We start from the raw sequence: 18,977 nt of genomic DNA on the forward strand, positions 1-18,977 counted from the left end.
GGGGCGCCGGGAGCAGGAGCTGTGCGAAGGCCCCCGACCGGGTAGCGGTCGGGGGCCTTCGCATGGTGGCCGCTGGTGAGCGGCGGCTAGATCGTGCCCAGCTTGATCAGCGACAGCAGCGCGATCAGCTGGATCGCCGACGCGCCCAGCGCCTTCGGCCACGGCAGGTCGTGCGACTTGCCCACCATGACGGTGAAGAGCGCGCCCGCCGCGATCCAGGTGAGCCAGCCGACGACCTGCACCAGGGCGTTCTCGCCGCCCAGGAAGACGCCGAAGACCAGGCGCGGGGCGTCCGTGATCGACATGATCAGCATGGAGAGGCCGACGGTCGGCTGCCAGGCGCCGGTGCCGCCGAGCTGGCGGGCGAGGGTGTGGGTCACCGCGCCGAGGATCAGGCTGCCGACGACGAAGGCGACGGCCGTCAGGAGGACGTACGGGATGGCCGAGGACAGCGTCGCGTTGATCGCCTCCTCGCGGGCCGTGTCGAAGCCGAAGAGCGCCAGCAGCCCGTACAGGAACGTCACGATCAGGGCGGGGCCCCAGACCGGGTAGTCGCGCATCTGCAGGAAGGTCGGTGCCGGGCGCAGCACGATGCCGCTCAGCAGGTCCTTCCAGCCGAGGCGGGGGCCGACGGGGGCCGCGGTCTGGCCGGCGTGGTACGTCGCGCCGTCGCCGTACGGGTCGTCACCGACGCTGAACGCCTGGGTGTGGCCCGGGTTGTTGGCGTACGGGTCGCCGGGCGCGCCCTGCTGCGGGGGCCGGCCCTGCTGCGGGTGACGGCCCTGCTGCGGACGCTGGGGCTGCTGAGGCTGGTGGGGCTGCTGGTACGGGTCGCCGAAGTACTCCGGCTCGCCGTGTCCGCCCTGTCCCCCCTGCCCGCCGTGTCCGCCCCGGCCGGGTGATCTGCCGGGCCCGCCCGCCCCGCCGTACTGGGGGCCGTACTGCCCGCCGTTCGTCGGCGGCCACGGCTGCTGCCCGTACGAGGGCGCGGCTTGCTGGCCGCCCTCGTATCCCGGGGGAGGCGCCTGCCGTCCGTACGGCTCCTGCTGCGGTTGTCGCGGGGTGCGGTTGTTGTCCCGGCCGCGTCCGATCCTGAATCCAGCCACGCGATCGAACGTACCCGCTCCCGCGCGGTGTGATGGCAGGGGGAGGGGGACGGAGGGGCCTTTGCGGCCGAGCTGTGACATCCCTTAGGGGACGTGTCGGGGACGCGACAGCTCGGCCGCTCGGGCTACTTCACCGGTTCCGGTTCCGGATCCGGTGTGTTCTCGCGCTCCTGCGAACCCGACGGGTCCGCGGGCGTCCGCACCGAGTCGAGCAGCAACTGCGCCACGTCCACGACCTGGAGGGATTCCTTCGCCTGGCCTTCGTTCTTCTTGCCGTTGACCGAGTCGGTGAGCATGACGAGGCAGAACGGGCAGGCCGTCGAGACGATGTCCGGGTTCAGCGAAAGGGCCTCGTCCACACGCTCGTTGTTGACGCGCTTGCCGATCCGCTCCTCCATCCACATCCGCGCGCCGCCCGCGCCGCAGCAGAAGCCGCGCTCCTTGTGACGGTGCATCTCCTCGTTCCGCAGGCCGGGCACCTTCGCGATGATCTCGCGCGGGGGTGAGTAGACCTTGTTGTGCCGGCCCAGGTAGCAGGGGTCGTGATACGTGATCAGGCCCTCGACCGGTGTCACCGGGACCAGCCTGCCCTCGTCCACGAGGTGCTGGAGCAGCTGCGTGTGGTGGATGACCTCGTACTCGCCGCCGAGCTGCGGGTATTCGTTCGCGATCGTGTTGAAGCAGTGCGGGCAGGTCGCGACGATCTTCTTCGACGACTTCGGCTTCTTCGTCGACGCGTCGTCCTCGTCCTCGCCGTACGCCATGTTGAGCATCGCCACGTTCTCCTGGCCGAGCTGCTGGAACAGCGGCTCGTTGCCCAGGCGGCGGGCCGAGTCGCCCGTGCACTTCTCGTCGCCGCCCATGATCGCGAAGCTGACGCCCGCGATGTGCAGCAGCTCCGCGAAGGCCTTGGTCGTCTTCTTGGCCCGGTCCTCCAGCGCGCCCGCGCAGCCGACCCAGTAGAGGTAGTCGACCTCCGTCAGGTCCTCGACGTCCTGGCCGACGACCGGCACCTCGAAGTCGACCTCCTTGGTCCACTCCAGGCGCTGCTTCTTCGCCAGGCCCCAGGGGTTGCCCTTCTTCTCCAGGTTCTTGAGCATCGTCCCGGCCTCGCTCGGGAAGGCGCTCTCGATCATCACCTGGTAGCGGCGCATGTCGACGATGTGGTCGACGTGCTCGATGTCGACGGGGCACTGCTCCACACACGCGCCGCACGTGGTGCAGGACCAGAGGACATCGGGGTCGATGACGCCGTTCTCCTCCAGCGTCCCGATCAGCGGCCTCTCGGCCTCCGCGAGGGCCGCGGCGGGGACGGTCGCCAGCTGTTCGGCGGTCGCCTGCTCCTCGCCTTCCATGTTCTTGCCGCCGCCGGCCAGCAGATACGGGGCCTTGGCGTGCGCGTGGTCGCGCAGCGACATGATCAGCAGCTTCGGGGAGAGCGGCTTGCCGGTGTTCCAGGCGGGGCACTGCGACTGGCAGCGCCCGCACTCCGTGCACGTCGAGAAGTCGAGGATGCCCTTCCAGGAGAACTGCTCCACCTGGGAGACGCCGAAGACGTCGTCGTCGGCCGGGTCCTCGAAGTCGATCTCCTTGCCGCCGCTCGTCATCGGCAGCAGCGCCCCGAGGGCCGTGCCGCCGTCCGCCTCGCGCTTGAACCAGATGTTCGGGAAGGCGAGGAAGCGGTGCCAGGCGACACCCATGTCGGTCTTGAGCGCGACCGTGATCATCCAGACGAAGGACGTCCCGATCTTGATCATCGCGATCAGGTAGACGAGGTTCTGGAGGGTGCTGAGGCTGAGCCCCTTGAAGGCCGCGACCAGCGGGTACGAGACGAGGTAGGCGGCCTGGTACGAGTCGGCGTGGTGCAGTGCGCCCTCCAGGCCGCGGAGCACCAGGATCGCCAGCCCGATGATGAGGATGACGGCTTCGACGAAGTACGCCTGGCCGAGGTTGGAGCCCGCGAAGCGGGACTTGCGGCCGGCCCGGCTGGGGAGGGACAGCTGGCGGATGACGATCAGGGTCAGGATGCCCAGGGTCGTCAGCAGGCCGATCAGCTCGACGAAGACCTCGTACGGTGTCCAGTCGCCGATGACCGGCAGCAGCCAGTCGGCCCGGAAGAGCTGCCCGAAGGCGTTCACCAGGGTCAGGACGAGCGTGAAGAAGCCGACCGCGACGAACCAGTGCGCGACGCCGACGACGCCCCAGCGGTTCATCCGGGTGTGGCCGAGGAACTCCTTGGCCACTGTCAGGGTGCGCTGTGCGGGTTCGTCGGTCCGCGCGCCGGCCGGGACGGGCCGGCCGAGCTTCACGAAGCGGTAGATCTGCGCGACGGCTCGGCCGAACAGCGCCACGCCGACGACGCCGAGTACCAGCGACACGATGATCGCGGCGAGTTGCATGAGGGGGCTCCTCGGGCCTGCGAGGGTGGGAAATCCAGCTCTTACTAAGCGGTAACTTAATCAGTTCGTGCTGAGGTTACCCACTTATCTCGCCGCAATGTAGCGGCGCGGTCGGTGATCTGTATCGCTCAGGGGGTCCTGACCGGGGATTCCGTCCGGGAATCGGCCGGAGATCCGGCGGTCGAGGCGGCGGTCGGTCCGGCGGTCGAGGCGGCGCCGGACGCGACGGGAAACGCGGCGGGACGCGCGGCCGCGATGCCCGCCGTGCGGGGCGAGCAGGGCTCGCGGGGTGCGGGCGAGGATCGCCAGGTCCAGGCCGATCCAGTGGTGTTCGACGTAGTGCTGGTCCAGCAGCGGCGTCTCGTCCCACGGCAGCGGCGAGCCCCGCCGCAGCTGGGCGAGGCCGGTGAGGCCCGGCCGTACGAGCCGGCGCCAGGGAGCGGCGGCCTCCCGCGAGCCGACCCTCAGGGGCGCCGGTCCGACGAGCGACAGGTCGCCGCGTACGACATGGGGCAGCCGGGACAGCAGATCGAGCCGGAACCGCCGGGTGCGCAGGGAGCGCAGGAGGAACGGGCGGCCGTGCAGCCCGGTGCGGTAGTCACGTACGAGGACGCCCCCGGGCGGTCGCGAGAGAAGGGCGGCGAGGGCGGCGGCGGCCAGGACGGGCGCGGTCAGCGCCAGCAGCACCGTGCCGAGCGCGAGGTCCAGCAGGCGTTTGGGTTCCAGGCGGGGTGTTCGGGGTGCCCAGGGCGTCCGGGGTGCCTGGGGCGATCGGGTCACGAGGGGACTCGTGGTCCTCCGCAGCATCGTCGGCCGCCTCATGGTCCGCCTGCCCGCGCCGGCGCCGGGATGCCTCCGCCCGGGGCCCCTTCCGAGCCGCCTCATGATCCGCCCCACGGGTCTCCGTGGGACCCACCCCGTAGGAACCCGCCCCGTGCGTCGCTTCATGGTCACGCCGACCGTTCTGTGCGTTCTGTTACTTTCGAGAGGTCTTGCTGGCATTCCGCACTCTTTGTGAAAGTTGTTACAGAACGATCGCATGGTTGGGTGGCGAGATCCGGGTAGGCGCACCCCGCGCGGGCCGCTTCGGCTCTGCGGGCGCAAGGTGCCCGCACCTTAGTTGAGTCTCCTCCGCTCAGGTCCTTTGACTCCATGAGATCCGTGATGCATCCTTGAGTCCGTTCCACTCAAGTCAGCTGGAGGAATTGACATGGCACGTGCGGTCGGCATCGACCTGGGCACGACTAACTCCGTCGTGAGCGTTCTCGAAGGCGGCGAGCCCACCGTCATCACCAACGCCGAAGGCGCCAGGACCACGCCGTCCGTCGTCGCCTTCGCGAAGAACGGCGAAGTGCTCGTCGGCGAGGTCGCGAAGCGCCAGGCGGTCACGAACGTCGACAGGACCATCCGGTCGGTCAAGCGCCACATGGGCACCGACTGGAAGATCAACCTGGACGGCAAGGACTTCAACCCGCAGCAGATCTCGGCCTTCGTGCTGCAGAAGCTGAAGCGGGACGCCGAGGCGTACCTGGGCGAGAAGGTCACCGACGCGGTGATCACCGTCCCGGCGTACTTCAACGACTCGGAGCGTCAGGCCACCAAGGAGGCCGGTGAGATCGCGGGCCTCACCGTCCTGCGTATCGTCAACGAGCCGACGGCGGCCGCCCTGGCGTACGGGCTCGACAAGGACGACCAGACGATCCTGGTCTTCGACCTCGGTGGCGGCACCTTCGACGTGTCGCTGCTGGAGATCGGTGACGGCGTCGTCGAGGTGAAGGCCACCAACGGTGACAACCACCTCGGTGGTGACGACTGGGACCAGCGTCTCGTCGACTTCCTGGTGAAGCAGTTCGCCAACGGTCACGGCGTGGACCTCTCCAAGGACAAGATGGCTCTCCAGCGTCTCCGCGAGGCCGCGGAGAAGGCGAAGATCGAGCTGTCGTCCTCCAGCGAGACGTCCATCAACCTGCCGTACATCACGGCGTCCGCCGAGGGCCCGCTGCACCTCGACGAGAAGATCACCCGGTCGCAGTTCCAGCAGCTGACCGCTGACCTCCTGGACCGCTGCAAGACCCCGTTCCACAACGTCATCAAGGACGCCGGCATCCAGCTGTCCGAGATCGACCACGTGGTGCTCGTCGGCGGTTCGACCCGTATGCCCGCCGTCGCGGAGCTGGTCAAGGAACTGACCGGCGGCCGTGACGCCAACAAGGGCGTCAACCCGGACGAGGTCGTCGCCATCGGCGCCGCGCTCCAGGCCGGTGTCCTCAAGGGTGAGGTCAAGGACGTCCTGCTCCTCGACGTCACCCCGCTGTCCCTCGGTATCGAGACCAAGGGCGGCATCATGACCAAGCTGATCGAGCGGAACACCACGATTCCGACGAAGCGCTCCGAGATCTTCACGACGGCCGAGGACAACCAGCCGTCCGTGCAGATCCAGGTCTACCAGGGCGAGCGCGAGATCGCGGCGTACAACAAGAAGCTCGGGATGTTCGAGCTGACCGGTCTGCCGCCGGCCCCGCGTGGCGTGCCGCAGATCGAGGTCGCCTTCGACATCGACGCCAACGGCATCATGCACGTGGCCGCGAAGGACCTCGGCACCGGCAAGGAGCAGAAGATGACCGTCACCGGCGGCTCCTCGCTGCCGCGCGACGAGGTCAACCGGATGCGCGAAGAGGCCGAGCAGTACGCGGACGAGGACCACCGCCGCCGCGAGGCCGCCGAGACCCGCAACCAGGCCGAGCAGCTCGTGTACCAGACGGAGAAGTTCCTCAAGGACAACGAGGACAAGGTCCCCGGCGACGTCAAGACCGAGGTCGAGGAGTCCATCGTCGAGCTGAAGGAAAAGCTCAAGGGCGAGGACACCGCCGAGATCCGTACGGCCACCGAGAAGGTCGCCGCCGTCTCGCAGAAGCTCGGCCAGGCCATGTACGCCGACGCCCAGGCCTCCGGCGCCGCCGGTGCCGAGGCGCCGGGCGCCGGAGCCCCGCAGGGTGACGACGACGTCGTCGACGCCGAGATCGTCGACGAGGACAAGAAGGACGGTGCCGCGTGACGGAGGAGACCCCGGGCTTCGAGGAGAAGCCCGACGTCCCTTCCGGCGCCGGCCCCGATGACGCCACGCCGAACGCCGCCGAGTCCGACTCCGTCAAGGAGTCGGGCCCGGCGGCCCCGGCAGGGGACGCACAGGACGCGGCTCTGACCGCACAGCTGGACCAGGTCCGTACCGCGCTCACCGAGCGCACGGCGGATCTCCAGCGGCTCCAGGCCGAGTACCAGAACTACCGGCGCCGGGTCGAGCGTGACCGGGTCACGGTCAAGGAGATCGCTGTCGCGGGTCTGCTGACCGAGCTGCTGCCGGTGCTCGACGACATCGGCCGGGCGCGGGAGCACGAGGAACTGGTCGGCGGGTTCAAGTCGGTGGCCGAGTCGCTGGAGTCGGTCGCCGCGAAGATGGGCCTGCAGCAGTTCGGCAAGGAGGGCGAGCCCTTCGACCCGACGATCCACGAGGCCCTGATGCACTCGTACGCCCCGGATGTCACGGAGACGACATGCGTCGCGATCCTGCAGCCTGGGTACCGGTTCGGCGAGCGGACGATCCGGCCGGCCCGGGTCGCGGTGGCCGAGCCCCAGCCGGGGGCTCAGCCCAAGGCTTCGGACGAGGCCACGGACGAGGAGAGCGGTGGCCCGGAAGAGGGCTGACGCGGTGACGGGCGCCCGGGGTGGCGGCCGAGGTGACGGCGGAGAGGAGGGATGCCGGGAATGAGCACGAAGGACTTCGTCGAGAAGGACTACTACAAGGTTCTCGGTGTCCCCAAGGACGCCACCGAGGCCGAGATCAAGAAGGCGTACCGCAAGCTCGCCCGCGAATTCCACCCGGACGCGAACAAGGGCGACGCCAAGGCCGAGGAGCGCTTCAAGGAGATCTCCGAGGCCAACGACGTACTGGGCGACGCCAAGCGGCGCAAGGAGTACGACGAGGCACGCGCCCTCTTCGGGAACGGCGGATTCAGGCCAGGACCCGGCGGCGGCGGTGGCTCCTTCAACTTCGACCTGGGTGACCTCTTCGGAGGCGCCCAGGGCGGACCGCAGGGAGGCGCCCCGGGCGCCGGGGCCGGCGGCTTCGGCGGCGGGCTCGGCGATGTCTTCGGCGGCCTCTTCAACCGGGGCGGCGGCACCGGGACCCGTACGCAGCCGCGCCGGGGCCAGGACATCGAGACCGAGGTGACGCTCAGCTTCACCGAGGCGGTCGACGGGGCCACGGTCCCGCTGCGGATGTCCAGCCAGGCGCCCTGCAAGGCGTGTTCGGGCACGGGCGACAAGAACGGCACCCCACGGGTCTGCCCGACCTGTGTGGGCACCGGACAGGTGTCGCGCGGTACCGGCGGCGGCTTCTCGCTCACCGACCCGTGCGTGGACTGCAAGGGCCGTGGGCTGATCGCCCAGGACCCGTGCGAGGTCTGCAAGGGCAGCGGGCGGGCCAAGTCCTCCCGGACCATGCAGGTCCGGATTCCGGCGGGCGTCAGCGACGGCCAGCGGATCCGGCTGCGCGGCAAGGGGGCACCGGGCGAGCGCGGCGGCCCGGGCGGCGATCTGTACGTCGTCGTCCACGTCGGCTCCCACCCGGTCTTCGGCCGCAAGGGCGACAACCTCACGGTCACCGTGCCCGTCACCTTCGCGGAGGCGGCGCTCGGCGGCGAGGTGAAGGTGCCGACCCTGGGCGGTCCCGCGGTCACCCTGAAGGTGCCGCCGGGCACGCCCAACGGCCGCACGATGCGCGCCCGCGGCAAGGGCGCCGTACGTAAGGACGGCACCCGTGGCGACCTGCTGGTCACCGTCGAGGTCGTCGTCCCCAAGGACCTCGGCGCACCGGCACGTGACGCGCTGGAGGCCTACCGGAAGGCGACGTCGGACGAGGACCCGCGGGCTGAGCTGTTCCAGGCCGCGAAGGGAGCATGAATCTCCTATGGACAGGCCGGACAGGCTGAACGGACCGGACAGGCCGGAGCGGGCCGACGGGGCGGACAGCCACGGGCGGCGGCGTAATCCGTACCAGCTGACCGAGGAGACGCCGGTGTACGTCATCTCGGTGGCGGCCCAGCTGTCGGGACTGCACCCGCAGACCCTCAGGCAGTACGACCGTCTCGGTCTGGTCTCCCCGGACCGTGCGGCCGGGCGGGGGCGCCGCTACTCGGCACGGGACATCGAGCTGCTCCGCCAGGTGCAGCAGCTGTCCCAGGACGAGGGCATCAATCTCGCCGGGATCAAGCGGATCATCGAACTGGAGAATCAGGTCGCCGCGCTCCAGGCCCGGGTCGCCGAGCTGGCGGCGTCGGTGGAGGGCGCGGCGGTGGCGATGCGGCAGCGCGAGGCGCAGGTGCATGCCTCGTACCGCCGGGATCTCGTGCCGTATCAGGATGTGCAGCAGACGAGCGCGCTGGTGGTGTGGCGGCCCAAGCGGCCGACGGACTGAGGGCGCGTCCCGACGGCTGCGACGGGTGTGACGGCTGCGACGGCTTGTGCGGTCGCGTGCGGTCATGTGTGGCTGTGTGCGGCCGTGCGGCCGTGGGAAGGGCCCCGGAATCCCGCTGGATTCCGGGGCCCTTCCGCGTGGGCGTCGTACGCGGAAGGGCGGCCCCGGGCCTCGGCGGCCGTCAGCTGTCCTCTTCCAAAATTCCTGACCGCGCGACGAGATACCCGAGCTGGGCGCGGCTGCCGCTGCCCAGCGCGGTGGCGAGTTTGGCGATGTGCGCGCGGCAGGTCCGTACGTTCATCCCGAGGCGACGGGCGATGGCCTCGTCCACGTACCCCTCGACGAGAAGCTTCGCGATGGTCCGCTGGACGCCCGTGATGCCGTCGGGGGCCGGCTCGTAGGCCACCTGCTCGGTGAGGGGCGTGGCACGCCGCCAGAGCTGTTCGAAGACCTTGACCAGGTAGGAGACCAGGCCGGGGTGGCGCAGTTCCAGGGCCACCTGCTGGTCGTCGCGCGCGGGGATGAAGGCGACCGTCTGGTCGCAGATGATGAGCCGCTCTATCAGCTCTTCCAGGGTGCGTATCTCGATCTTGCCGCTGGCCATGCGGTCCACGTACGCCATGGTCCCCATGGAGTGCCGGACCGTGTGCTGGTAGAGCGTGCGCATGCTGACGCCACGGTCGATCAGTGGCCGGTCCCGTTCGAGGGCCTGGCTGAGAATGTGCTCGCGCCGGCCGCCTCCGGGCTGAATCGTCAGCACCTCGGTGTGGCACTCGGCGGTGGCGAGATTGAGAGCGGCGTTGATGCGGTTGTAGCCCTCCAGCACGGTGATGGCGTGCGTGGGGGCCGGGTCGAGGGCGCTGATCGCCATGAATGGCTCAAAGGATTCTGTCAGGTCGATGGAGAGCCTCCGACGGTCGAGGATCTCCCGTTCGATGGGGTGGAGCCGCTGGGCGAGGGCGACGGAGGGCGGAACGGGCCTGAGCCAGTTCGGGTCGTCCGGATCGGGGTGCAAAAGGGCGAATTCAAGAAGGCAGGGAGCCTCCTCCGCCTCCGCTCGTGAGATCCGGCCCGCACTCAGAGCGCTGGCGTAAAGGTGCGCTCCTTCGTCACACAACTCAGTGACAGCATGAGGATGTGTCGGTTTTGAGTTGATTGTTGGCAAATCTCCACCCCCCAGGGTCCTGTACGTACAGGAACATGATGCATCGCCCCTGTGGCACTGATGTGCCTGAATGAGCCATCGTCTATGGAGGCGGGGGAGACGCATCCATCAAGTGAGGACGAAGCCGACCATGTACAAGAGATTGCTTCGCTCGGTACTTGCCGCTGCTTTTGCCGCAGTCGTGGCTTACGGGGTTCTGGGTGGCGCGGACACCGGCTGGGGTATCACCCCGGAGGCGACCACGGCGGACACCGGCTGGGGCAGCGCACCGGGTGACACCGGCTGGGGCAGCACTCCCGCGACCACGGCGGACACCGGCTGGGGAAGCTCGCCGGCCCACGCGGACGCATGACCGTCCCGCTGGACGACCGGGTCTTCCGGCGTGAGATGGCAACGGCCTACCGCTCGGGCTGGCACTTCATCGACCTCGTCACCGCCATCCCCCACCGGGGCGACTCGGTGATGGTGACTCTGTTCGGCGAGCCGATCCTCGTCGTACGCGAGGAGGACGAGGACGTCCGTGCCTACCGCTGCCTCCGGAGGCCGCGGGGGGCTCCGAAGCCGGTCCGGTGCGCCATTCGGTACGACATGATTTTCGTCAATCTCGACCAGCGTGATCACCAGCTGGCCGGAGCGCCACTGACCAACACAGCCACCCCCCGCAGTGCCTGAGCGATTCCCCCGTCGTTGTAGATCGCTCGGGCGCTTCCCCCACACAGCGGCGCCATCGTGGACCTGAAACACGATGGCGCCGCTGTGCTTTTCTCTTCCGGGCCCGGGCCGCGTGCCGGCCGCCCTCGCGTCCGCTTCCCGATCGCAGGCCACCCGGCAGGCTCTCAGCCGCGGCCGAGCGCCCGGTCCAGCGCGATCTCGATGAGGACCCGGTCCGGGTCGGGCGCCGGGGTCCGTCCGTACCGCTCCGCGTAGCGGCTCACCGCGTCCGCGACCAGCTCCGGTTCCGTACGGATCCGCGCGCGGCCCTCCAGGGTCGCCCACCGGCCGCCCGCCACCTGGCACACCGCGACCCGCGCGCCCCCCGCGCCGCCGTCGGTGGCCGCCGCGCCGTCCGCGCCCGCGCCCGCCGCGCCGTCCGTGCCCGCGGCTCCCACCCCGCCCGCCGCCAGGATGTTGGCGACCTTTCTGCTGTGCTTCCCGGTGATGACGCGGGCGAGTCCGGCCTCCGGGTCGTACGTCACGCCCACCGGGACGACGTGCGGACTGCCGTCCGGACGCGCCGTGGTCAGGGTGCACAGGTGGTATTCGCGCCAGAACGCGAGAAAGCTGGGGCTGGGATCGCGTACGTCTTCGGTCATGCCGGAAGCCTAGAGGGGTGCCCCGGGTGTTGCCTTGAGTGGAATAGACTCAACTTTGCGCATGTTCCAGCAGTCAAAGCGAGATGCACGAGGAGAGAGCGCACGTGGACGCCGAGCTGACCAACAAGAGCCGGGATGCCATCACCGCCGCCACCAACCGCGCCGTGGCGGCGGGACATCCCGACCTGACCCCCGCCCATCTGCTGCTCGCGCTGCTCGCGGGCGAGGACAACGAGAACGTCACCGATCTGCTGGCCGCCGTCGAGGCGGACCAGGCTGCGGTACGGTCCGGAGCGGAGCGGCTGCTGGCCGCACAGCCCAGCGTGACCGGGTCCACCGTCGCGCCCCCGCAGCCCAACCGCGAACTGCTCGCCGTCATCGCCGACGCCGCGCAGCGCGCCAAGGAGCTCGGGGACGACTACCTCTCCACCGAGCACCTGCTCATCGGCACCGCCGCCAAGGGCGGGCGGGCCGGGGAGGTACTGGACCAGCAGGGGGCCAGTGCCGGGAAGCTGCTGGACGCGTTCGAGAAAGCAAGGGGAGGACGCCGGGTGACCACGCCCGACCCGGAGGGCCAGTACAAGGCCCTGGAGAAGTTCGGCACCGATTTCACCGCCGCCGCCCGCGAGGGCAAGCTCGACCCGGTCATCGGCCGGGACCAGGAGATCCGGCGCGTGGTGCAGGTGCTGTCACGCCGTACGAAGAACAACCCGGTGCTCATCGGTGAACCCGGCGTCGGCAAGACCGCCGTCGTGGAAGGGCTCGCGCAGCGCATCGTCAAGGGCGATGTGCCCGAGTCGCTCAAGAACAAGCGGCTGGTCTCGCTCGACCTCGGCGCGATGGTCGCGGGTGCGAAGTACCGCGGCGAGTTCGAGGAGCGCCTCAAGACCGTCCTCTCCGAGATCAAGGAGAGCGACGGGCAGATCATCACCTTCATCGACGAGCTGCACACCGTCGTGGGCGCCGGCGCCGGTGGCGACTCCGCCATGGACGCCGGCAACATGCTCAAGCCGATGCTGGCCCGTGGCGAACTGCGCATGGTCGGCGCGACCACGCTGGACGAGTACCGCGAGCGCATCGAGAAGGACGCGGCGCTGGAGCGGCGCTTCCAGCAGGTGCTGGTCGCCGAGCCGACCGTCGAGGACACGATCGCGATCCTGCGCGGGCTCAAGGGCCGGTACGAGGCTCACCACAAGGTGCAGATCGCGGACGCGGCCCTGGTCGCCGCCGCCACCCTCTCCGACCGGTACATCACCTCCCGCTTCCTCCCCGACAAGGCCATCGACCTCGTCGACGAGGCCGCGTCCCGGCTCCGTATGGAGATCGACTCCTCGCCCGTCGAGATCGACGAACTCCAGCGCTCCGTCGACCGCCTCCGGATGGAGGAGCTGGCGCTCAAGAACGAGTCCGACCCCGCTTCCAAGCAGCGCCTGGAGAAGCTGCGCCGCGACCTCGCCGACCGCGAGGAGGAGCTGCGCGGCTTCACCGCCCGCTGGGAGAAGGAGAAGCAGGGCCTCAACCGCGTCGGTGAGCTGAAGGAACGTCTCGACGACCTGCGCGGCCAGGCCGAACGCGCTCAGCGCGACGGCGACTTCGACACCGCCTCCAAGCTGCTCTACGGCGAGATCCCCGGCCTGGAACGCGAGCTGGAGGAGGCCGCCGAGGCCGAGCAGGAGGCCGCGAAGGAGCCCACCGACAAGCTGGTCAAGGAGGAGGTCGGCCCGGACGACATCGCCGATGTCGTCGGCTCCTGGACCGGCATCCCGGCCGGCCGGCTGCTGGAGGGCGAGACACAGAAGCTGCTGCGCATGGAGCAGGAGCTGGGCCGCCGGCTGATCGGCCAGAGCGAGGCGGTGCGGGCCGTGTCCGACGCGGTACGCCGTACCCGCGCCGGAATCGCCGACCCGGACCGGCCCACCGGGTCCTTCCTCTTCCTCGGCCCGACCGGCGTCGGCAAGACCGAGCTGGCCAAGGCCCTGGCGGACTTCCTCTTCGACGACGAACGGGCCATGGTCCGCATCGACATGAGCGAGTACGGCGAGAAGCACTCGGTCGCCCGGCTCGTCGGCGCCCCGCCCGGCTACGTCGGCTACGAGGAGGGCGGCCAGCTCACGGAGGCCGTGCGGCGCCGCCCGTACAGCGTGGTGCTGCTCGACGAGGTCGAGAAGGCCCATCCCGAGGTCTTCGACATCCTGCTCCAGGTCCTCGACGACGGCCGGCTCACCGACGGACAGGGCCGGACGGTGGACTTCCGCAACACCATCCTGATCCTGACGTCCAACCTCGGCAGCCAGTTCCTGAGCGGACACAGCCCGGTCGAGCCGATGGCCGGCGAAGAGCAGAAGAAGCAGCGGGTCATGGAGGTCGTACGGGCCTCCTTCAAGCCGGAGTTCCTGAACCGGCTCGACGACGTGGTGGTCTTCTCCGCCCTCTCGCGGGACGAGCTGGCCCATATCGCGAAGCTCCAGATCAACCGCCTCGCGAAGCGTCTCGCCGAACGGCAGCTCACCCTGGAGGTCACCCCGGCCGCCCTGGACTGGCTGGCCGAGGAGGGCAACGACCCGGCCTACGGCGCCCGCCCGCTGCGCCGCCTCGTGCAGACCGCGATCGGCGACCAGCTCGCGAAGGAGATCCTCGCGGGCGAGATCACGGACGGCGACACGGTCCGGGTGGACCGCTTCGACGACGGCCTGATCGTCGGCGCGGCCACGCCCGACGAGCCGGCCGCCGGGACGGCCGCGCCTGCCGGGACGCCCGCGCCCACCGGGAAGACGCTGTAGCGGCGACTACACGACAGGCCCGTCACCCCCTCGGGTGACGGGCCTTTTCGTACTCCAGGCAGGCAAGTATTCTCACGCAGAGATGCAAATTTGCATTTCACTTGTTCACAAGGCCGTCTTCGGGGATGAGGGATCTCATGTTGTTGAGCTTCGTGTCGCCAATCACGGCTCTCTGCGTGACCCGCAGGAGCTGAATCTCGCTCCGGTGTACGAGGACGACCGGCCCGCGGTGCCGGTCGCGGCGGTCTACGGTGCGAACGCGTCGGGCAAGTCGACGCTGGTGGACGCGTTCCGCTTCTTCACGGATGAGAAGTCGGCCGGGAACGGGGCCTCCGAGCTGTATCCGCTCAGTGACTTCAAACCGCGCAAGGGCGAGAACTTCGAGCGGCGTTACCTGGCCGGCAGCTACGGCGCGGTCCCGCTCCTGCCCGAGACGGCCTTCGAAGACCTGTTGAAGAAGTACTGGGGGGCACATGGCGAGGTCGTTCCCGCGTGAGGGATCGGGCCGGCGGCGCGCCCCGGTCCGACGCTCCTCACGCACCCTGCTGATCGTCTGCGGCAGCAAGGAGACCGAGCGGCAGTAACTCCAGGGCCTGCGGGACCATCTCCGTAACCCCGCCGTCTCCGTCGTCGTGCGCGGCAAGGCGTGCTCCCCGACGCAGCTCGTGCCCGGCACGACGCCAACCCGTCCACGGGTGTCTGGCAGCTCACGGAGCGCATGGCGAACCCGTGACAGGCGGGTTTTCCGCCGTCCGTGTCAGCCGGTAGCGGATCGGGGCGGGCCGGGGTTGCCACGTCCCGGGCGGCATGGGGGAGGATGGCAGGAACCGTACGAAGGGAAATACACGGTGAGCATCGACCCGTCCTCGATTCCGAATTTCGGGGGCCCGCCCCAGCCGCAGGGTGCAGGACCGGCGGGCCCCGTCGTCCCTGACCAGGATCTGGTCAAGCAGCTCCTCGAACAGATGGAGCTGAAGTACGTCGTCGACGACGAGGGTGACCTCGCGGCGCCGTGGGAGGAATTCCGGACGTACTTCATGTTCCGGGGCGATGACGACCAGCAGGTCTTCTCGGTGCGGACGTTCTACGACCGGCCGCACGCCATCACGGACAAGTCGAAGATCCTCGACGCGATCGACGACTGGAACCGCCGCACGCTGTGGCCCAAGGTGTACAGCCACATCCACGAGGAGGGCGACGGCCCGCCCACCGTCCGGCTCATCGGCGAGGCCCAGATGCTGATCGGCATGGGTGTCAGCCTGGAGCACTTCGTGTCGTCCACGGTCAGCTGGGTGCGCGCGTCGATCGAATTCGACAAGTGGATCGTGGAGCAGTTCGGCCTGGAGTCGGCCGACGGTGCCGACGAGAAGCCCGACGACGAGCTCTGACCACCAGCGGTCGGACCGGGGAAGCCCGGCGAGGACGTGATCTTTCTGATCGCGGCCTCGCCGGGCTTCTCCGTTCCCGGGCGGGCGGGAAAACGGGGGCGGGCAAACGGGCGGCGGGCGGGCAAACGGGCGGGAAGCGGCCGGGCGGGCGGGCCGCGCCCGGCCGAAGACGGCCATGTCCGGAAGCGACCGCTGGTGGCCGGGGGTGCGGCGCCGCAGGATCGGAACCACAGATCTCAACGGGGAGCAAAGAAATGCCCAAAATTATGCATGTACGCGTCAGTTTTGCCATACTCGGCGCGGTGGCGGCGGTCATGATCACGGGAACCGCCGCGTCAGCCGCGACGGCCACCCAGGTGCCGGTGCCGGTGCCGGTGTCGGTGTCGGTGGGGCAGACGGCCACGGAGCAGGTAAGCGATGTTCTGACGGGTCTTCTGCACGGAGTGCTGCCCCACAACTGGGGCTGGGAATAGGACCTATGCATCTGATCGCGGCGCTGCTGTCTCCCGCGTGGCCGGGGATCACCCCCGGGCGCATTCGTGACGCCGTCGATCAGCATGCGCCGGACGGCCGTGCGGTCGCTCACGTGTATCTGCGGGAGCGCGAGGGCTGGTGGCGCATGGGCATCTTCATGAACGGTGTCCCCTCCGGCGCGGACGGAGGGGACACCGCATGGGTACGGAAGGCGCTGGCCTCGCTGATGCCGGATGTCGACCCCGTCATCCAGGTGCGGGCGGTGGCGCCGCCGGAGAGCACCACGGGCTGCGCGGGCCCCGGCCCCGGCCCCGGAGCCGCGCCCGACGCCGAGACCGATACCGACACCGACACCGACACCGACACCGACACCGACACCGGTATCGGCTTCGGCTGGGGCGGCTGATCCCGCGTCAGCGGATCCGGGCGGTCAGATCAGGTCGTCGCCGTTGAGCCAGCCGATGTCCATGGCCCGCGCGCCGGCCTCGAAGCGGCTCCGCGCTCCCAGCCTCTCGGTGAGCGCCTCGCTGATACGCCGTACGGTGCGCTCGGATATCCCCAGGGTGCGCGCGACCACCGCGTCGGTCGCCCCCTGGGCCCACAGGCGCAGCGCGGCGCGCTGTTGCGTGCTGGGCTGGCCCGGTTCACGGCAGCGCCGGGGGCCGATCGGGTGCGCCGACTTCCACGTCGACACGAAGAGCGCCACCAGCCCTGCCACCATGCCGCGCCCGGTCACCACGAGCGCGCCCTTGGCGGTGCTGCGGTCGTCCATGGGAACGACGGCGATGCTCCGGTCGATGACGATCATCCGGATCGGAAGGACGGGCTGCGTCCGTACCTCGGCGCCCTCTTCGGTGAGCCACTTGAGGTGGACCAGCGACGGTTCGTCGTTGCGGACGCTGTCCAGGTAGACCGCCCGCATCCGGACACCGCGCGCCAGTGTCTCGCGGTTCAGCGGCCGGGACCGGACGAGGTTCTGCTCGGACTGCGGTCCGCCGGGGTTGAAGGACCAGACCTCTTCCCGGCAGGCTTCGGCGAGTTTCTCGATCCTGGTGCGCACCGCTTCCAGTCCGATCACGCGCTCCACGTCGGAACGGTCCTGGTCCTTGACGGACGTGGTTCGCGCGGTCAGCAGATCGGCGATGGCGGCCCGGGACTCCTCGATCTGCACCTGCCGTTCCGCGATCTCCGCCTGCTGACGGGCGAGGAGGGCGGAGAGGGCGGTGTCGGGGTCGTTGAGCGCGGGCGAGGAGGTCTCGTCGCCGCCCCAGCGGACGAGGGCGAGGCCGGCCAGCCGGTCGAGCGCTCTTCTCGTGTCGTCGAGTGTCACGCCGGCATGGGAGCTGATGTCGCTGATATCGGCGTCCGGCTGGAGAAGAAGTGTCTGGTAGACGGCCTGGGTCAGCGGGTCAAGTCCCAAGTAGTCCAGTGACATTCCCACTCCCGCTGATGCGTACCTTTCGGACAGGATCGGCCCCACCGCTGCTGGTCAGGCCATCCGGAGAGCATCGGTCTGCATCATCCCCGCATCGCCCGCGATTGTCGATCTTTTGCGCAGAGATGCGGCAAGGGGGATGGGGCCCTGGTGAAACACCTGGCTGTCATACCGTCAGCAGCCGTACTTCACCGACCAATTGACCCCCGGACGGCTTCCGCTCCCCGGCGCGCCGCCTTGTCGGGCCGGCAGGGTGTGTGCCCTTCCAGTGCGGTCGGGTCCGGCTGTCCGCTCGCGGACAGCCGTCCGGGGCGACCGGAAAAGCCCACTGCCAGAAGGAAGTTGGCAAGCAACAGAATCAGGCCATCGGCGACAGGGGGTCGCCGGAGCCGCTCCAGGGCGGCGCGATCAGCGACGGACGGGCCGCCACGGCGGAACCGGCCGCCGCGCCGAGGCCGGGGGGCGAGATGCTCGAACTGTCAGTGCTGGTGCCCTTCGTGCCGCGCCGTCCTGAGCAGGTGCTGCCGTTCGCGGGGCTGGTCAACTGGACCGCCGCCGCCCGGCTCTGGCAGGGACAGTCCCTCGTCCTGGAGCCCCACCAGGGATTCGCCGGTGCCGCGGGCGCCGGCTTCCGGGTCCCCGTGGGTCTCGGCGTGACCCTGATGCCGCTGCGCCACCCGTACGAGGCGGCCCTCCAGGCCCGCTCACTGGCCCTGGCGACCGGGCACCCCGTCATCGCCGGATTCGGCACCGGTTCCCGCGAACTGCAGGCCAACATGGTGGGCGAGCCGTACGCCAGCCCGCTGACGCTGGCCGGGGAGTACGTCAGGACCGTACGCGGACTGCTGGACGGCGAGGTGGTCCGTACCGACGGGCGCTACCTCAGGGTCCACGCGCAGCTCGCGCCGGCCGCGGCGCCCCGGGTGGACGTGGGCCTCGGTGTGCTGCGGCCGGGGATGGCGCGGCTGGCGGGCGAGGTCGCCGACGTGGTGATCACCTGGCTGACCCCGCCGTCGTACATCCGCGATGTGCTGCTGCCGGCCGTACGGGAGGGGATGGCCCGGGCGGGGCGTACGACTCCTCCGCGCATCGTCGCGATGGTCCCGGTCGGGACCACGCGGGACGGCGTGGACCCGGAACATCTGGTGGTCGCGAGCAACGCGGCGCACCTCCAGGCCCCGCACTACCTCGACATGCTCCGGCGCGCCGGGATCGAGGTGACCGACGGCGACCTCCGGGCCGTCGCGCGGGCGGTCGCCGAGGCGGGCGCCTTCGTGACCGGGGATCTCGACACCGTCATGAAGCGACTGGAGGAGTACCGGCAGGCCGGGGTGGACGAGGTCGTCCTCAACACCACCGGGGTGCACAAGGTGTCCGGCGCTCAGGCGGCGATCCAGGACCTCAAGTCGATTCTCGGCGCTTCGGCGTAGGGGCCAGGAAACAG

18 protein-coding genes are annotated in these 18,977 nt (G+C 69.8%); 12 read left to right on the top strand and 6 right to left on the bottom strand.

What is annotated here, in order from left to right:
* Positions 1 to 86 precede the first annotated feature (86 nt).
* The 3 genes from ACIBAE_RS22915 to ACIBAE_RS22925 all read right to left on the bottom strand — a co-directional run bounded on the left by ACIBAE_RS22915 (position 87) and on the right by ACIBAE_RS22925 (position 4,285).
* Positions 87 to 1,106, bottom strand: coding sequence for a Yip1 family protein (locus ACIBAE_RS22915; protein ID WP_399288616.1), 1,020 nt, complete (start codon positions 1,104 to 1,106; stop codon positions 87 to 89).
* Between the two features lie 125 nt (positions 1,107 to 1,231).
* Complete coding sequence (locus ACIBAE_RS22920) at positions 1,232 to 3,505, bottom strand: (Fe-S)-binding protein (protein WP_399288618.1); 2,274 nt, start codon at positions 3,503 to 3,505, stop codon at positions 1,232 to 1,234.
* Positions 3,506 to 3,589: 84 nt separating this feature from the next.
* Positions 3,590 to 4,285: a sugar transferase gene (locus tag ACIBAE_RS22925; protein WP_399288620.1), complete on the bottom strand. Its 696-nt coding sequence runs from the start codon at positions 4,283 to 4,285 to the stop codon at positions 3,590 to 3,592.
* Between the two features lie 430 nt (positions 4,286 to 4,715).
* Between ACIBAE_RS22925 and dnaK the strand changes: the two genes are divergently transcribed.
* From dnaK to ACIBAE_RS22945, 4 genes are read left to right on the top strand one after another with little or no spacing between them, the layout of a single operon-like run.
* Positions 4,716 to 6,560, top strand: coding sequence for a molecular chaperone DnaK (gene dnaK, locus ACIBAE_RS22930; protein WP_399288623.1), 1,845 nt, complete (start codon positions 4,716 to 4,718; stop codon positions 6,558 to 6,560).
* Positions 6,557 to 7,207, top strand: a complete 651-nt coding sequence (gene grpE, locus ACIBAE_RS22935; protein WP_399288626.1) for a nucleotide exchange factor GrpE — start codon at positions 6,557 to 6,559, stop codon at positions 7,205 to 7,207. The genes dnaK and grpE overlap by 4 nt, the downstream gene beginning before the upstream one ends.
* Before the next feature lie 60 nt (positions 7,208 to 7,267).
* The gene (gene dnaJ / locus ACIBAE_RS22940; RefSeq protein ID WP_399288629.1) at positions 7,268 to 8,464 is read left to right on the top strand and encodes a molecular chaperone DnaJ; all 1,197 of its coding nucleotides are present in this window, start codon (positions 7,268 to 7,270) and stop codon (positions 8,462 to 8,464) included.
* Between the two features lie 7 nt (positions 8,465 to 8,471).
* Positions 8,472 to 8,978, top strand: a complete 507-nt coding sequence (locus ACIBAE_RS22945) for a heat shock protein transcriptional repressor HspR (RefSeq protein WP_399288631.1) — start codon at positions 8,472 to 8,474, stop codon at positions 8,976 to 8,978.
* Between the two features lie 181 nt (positions 8,979 to 9,159).
* Here ACIBAE_RS22945 and ACIBAE_RS22950 read toward each other — a convergent pair whose 3' ends face one another.
* Entirely contained in the window at positions 9,160 to 10,143 is a 984-nt protein-coding gene (locus ACIBAE_RS22950; RefSeq protein WP_399288634.1) for a helix-turn-helix transcriptional regulator, read from the bottom strand.
* Between the two features lie 181 nt (positions 10,144 to 10,324).
* Here ACIBAE_RS22950 and ACIBAE_RS22955 point away from each other — a divergent pair, with 181 nt between their 5' ends.
* Positions 10,325 to 10,495, top strand: coding sequence for a hypothetical protein (locus ACIBAE_RS22955; RefSeq protein ID WP_399288637.1), 171 nt, complete (start codon positions 10,325 to 10,327; stop codon positions 10,493 to 10,495).
* A complete protein-coding gene (locus ACIBAE_RS22960) occupies positions 10,492 to 10,815 on the top strand; it encodes a (2Fe-2S)-binding protein (RefSeq protein WP_399288640.1) in 324 nt (107 codons plus the stop codon). Before ACIBAE_RS22955 ends, ACIBAE_RS22960 begins: the two co-directional genes overlap by 4 nt.
* Positions 10,816 to 10,979: 164 nt before the next feature.
* On the opposite strand, the gene ACIBAE_RS22965 is transcribed toward ACIBAE_RS22960, so the two are convergent.
* On the bottom strand, positions 10,980 to 11,456 hold the full coding sequence (locus tag ACIBAE_RS22965; protein WP_399288643.1) for a pyridoxamine 5'-phosphate oxidase family protein: 477 nt from the start codon (positions 11,454 to 11,456) through the stop codon (positions 10,980 to 10,982).
* Positions 11,457 to 11,560: 104 nt separating this feature from the next.
* Between ACIBAE_RS22965 and clpB the strand changes: the two genes are divergently transcribed.
* The 5 genes from clpB (at position 11,561) to ACIBAE_RS22990 (ending at position 16,504) form a co-directional block, all read left to right on the top strand.
* Positions 11,561 to 14,236: an ATP-dependent chaperone ClpB gene (clpB, locus tag ACIBAE_RS22970; protein WP_399288646.1), complete on the top strand. Its 2,676-nt coding sequence runs from the start codon at positions 11,561 to 11,563 to the stop codon at positions 14,234 to 14,236.
* A 205-nt stretch (positions 14,237 to 14,441) separates the two neighbouring features.
* Positions 14,442 to 14,732, top strand: a complete 291-nt coding sequence (locus tag ACIBAE_RS22975) for an AAA family ATPase (RefSeq protein WP_399288649.1) — start codon at positions 14,442 to 14,444, stop codon at positions 14,730 to 14,732.
* A gap of 352 nt (positions 14,733 to 15,084) precedes the next feature.
* Entirely contained in the window at positions 15,085 to 15,624 is a 540-nt protein-coding gene (locus ACIBAE_RS22980; RefSeq protein WP_399288652.1) for a YbjN domain-containing protein, read from the top strand.
* A gap of 254 nt (positions 15,625 to 15,878) precedes the next feature.
* On the top strand, positions 15,879 to 16,097 hold the full coding sequence (locus ACIBAE_RS22985; RefSeq protein ID WP_399288654.1) for a hypothetical protein: 219 nt from the start codon (positions 15,879 to 15,881) through the stop codon (positions 16,095 to 16,097).
* A gap of 5 nt (positions 16,098 to 16,102) precedes the next feature.
* Complete coding sequence (locus ACIBAE_RS22990; RefSeq protein WP_399288657.1) at positions 16,103 to 16,504, top strand: hypothetical protein; 402 nt, start codon at positions 16,103 to 16,105, stop codon at positions 16,502 to 16,504.
* 24 nt (positions 16,505 to 16,528) lie between these two features.
* On the opposite strand, the gene ACIBAE_RS22995 is transcribed toward ACIBAE_RS22990, so the two are convergent.
* Entirely contained in the window at positions 16,529 to 17,533 is a 1,005-nt protein-coding gene (locus ACIBAE_RS22995; protein WP_399288660.1) for a LuxR C-terminal-related transcriptional regulator, read from the bottom strand.
* A 467-nt stretch (positions 17,534 to 18,000) separates the two neighbouring features.
* Here ACIBAE_RS22995 and ACIBAE_RS23000 point away from each other — a divergent pair, with 467 nt between their 5' ends.
* Positions 18,001 to 18,963: an LLM class flavin-dependent oxidoreductase gene (locus ACIBAE_RS23000; RefSeq protein ID WP_399288663.1), complete on the top strand. Its 963-nt coding sequence runs from the start codon at positions 18,001 to 18,003 to the stop codon at positions 18,961 to 18,963.
* The last annotated feature ends 14 nt before the right edge of the window (positions 18,964 to 18,977 follow it).

It is taken from the genome of Streptomyces sp. NPDC051569 (assembly GCF_044454085.1).
Taxonomy (GTDB): Bacteria; Actinomycetota; Actinomycetes; order Streptomycetales; family Streptomycetaceae; genus Streptomyces.

Excerpts from the sequence above, each read along its gene's own strand:
- ACIBAE_RS22920 (WP_399288618.1), bottom strand. The coding sequence starts at position 3,505 with ATGCAACTCGCCGCGATCATCGTGTCGCTGGTACTCGGCGTCGTCGGC.
- dnaK (WP_399288623.1), top strand. The coding sequence starts at position 4,716 with ATGGCACGTGCGGTCGGCATCGACCTGGGCACGACTAACTCCGTCGTG.
- dnaJ (WP_399288629.1), top strand. The coding sequence starts at position 7,268 with ATGAGCACGAAGGACTTCGTCGAGAAGGACTACTACAAGGTTCTCGGT.
- ACIBAE_RS22945 (WP_399288631.1), top strand. The coding sequence starts at position 8,472 with ATGGACAGGCCGGACAGGCTGAACGGACCGGACAGGCCGGAGCGGGCC.
- ACIBAE_RS22960 (WP_399288640.1), top strand. The coding sequence starts at position 10,492 with ATGACCGTCCCGCTGGACGACCGGGTCTTCCGGCGTGAGATGGCAACG.
- ACIBAE_RS22965 (WP_399288643.1), bottom strand. The coding sequence starts at position 11,456 with ATGACCGAAGACGTACGCGATCCCAGCCCCAGCTTTCTCGCGTTCTGG.
- ACIBAE_RS22985 (WP_399288654.1), top strand. The coding sequence starts at position 15,879 with ATGCCCAAAATTATGCATGTACGCGTCAGTTTTGCCATACTCGGCGCG.
- ACIBAE_RS22990 (WP_399288657.1), top strand. The coding sequence starts at position 16,103 with ATGCATCTGATCGCGGCGCTGCTGTCTCCCGCGTGGCCGGGGATCACC.
- ACIBAE_RS22995 (WP_399288660.1), bottom strand. The coding sequence starts at position 17,533 with ATGTCACTGGACTACTTGGGACTTGACCCGCTGACCCAGGCCGTCTAC.
- ACIBAE_RS23000 (WP_399288663.1), top strand. The coding sequence starts at position 18,001 with ATGCTCGAACTGTCAGTGCTGGTGCCCTTCGTGCCGCGCCGTCCTGAG.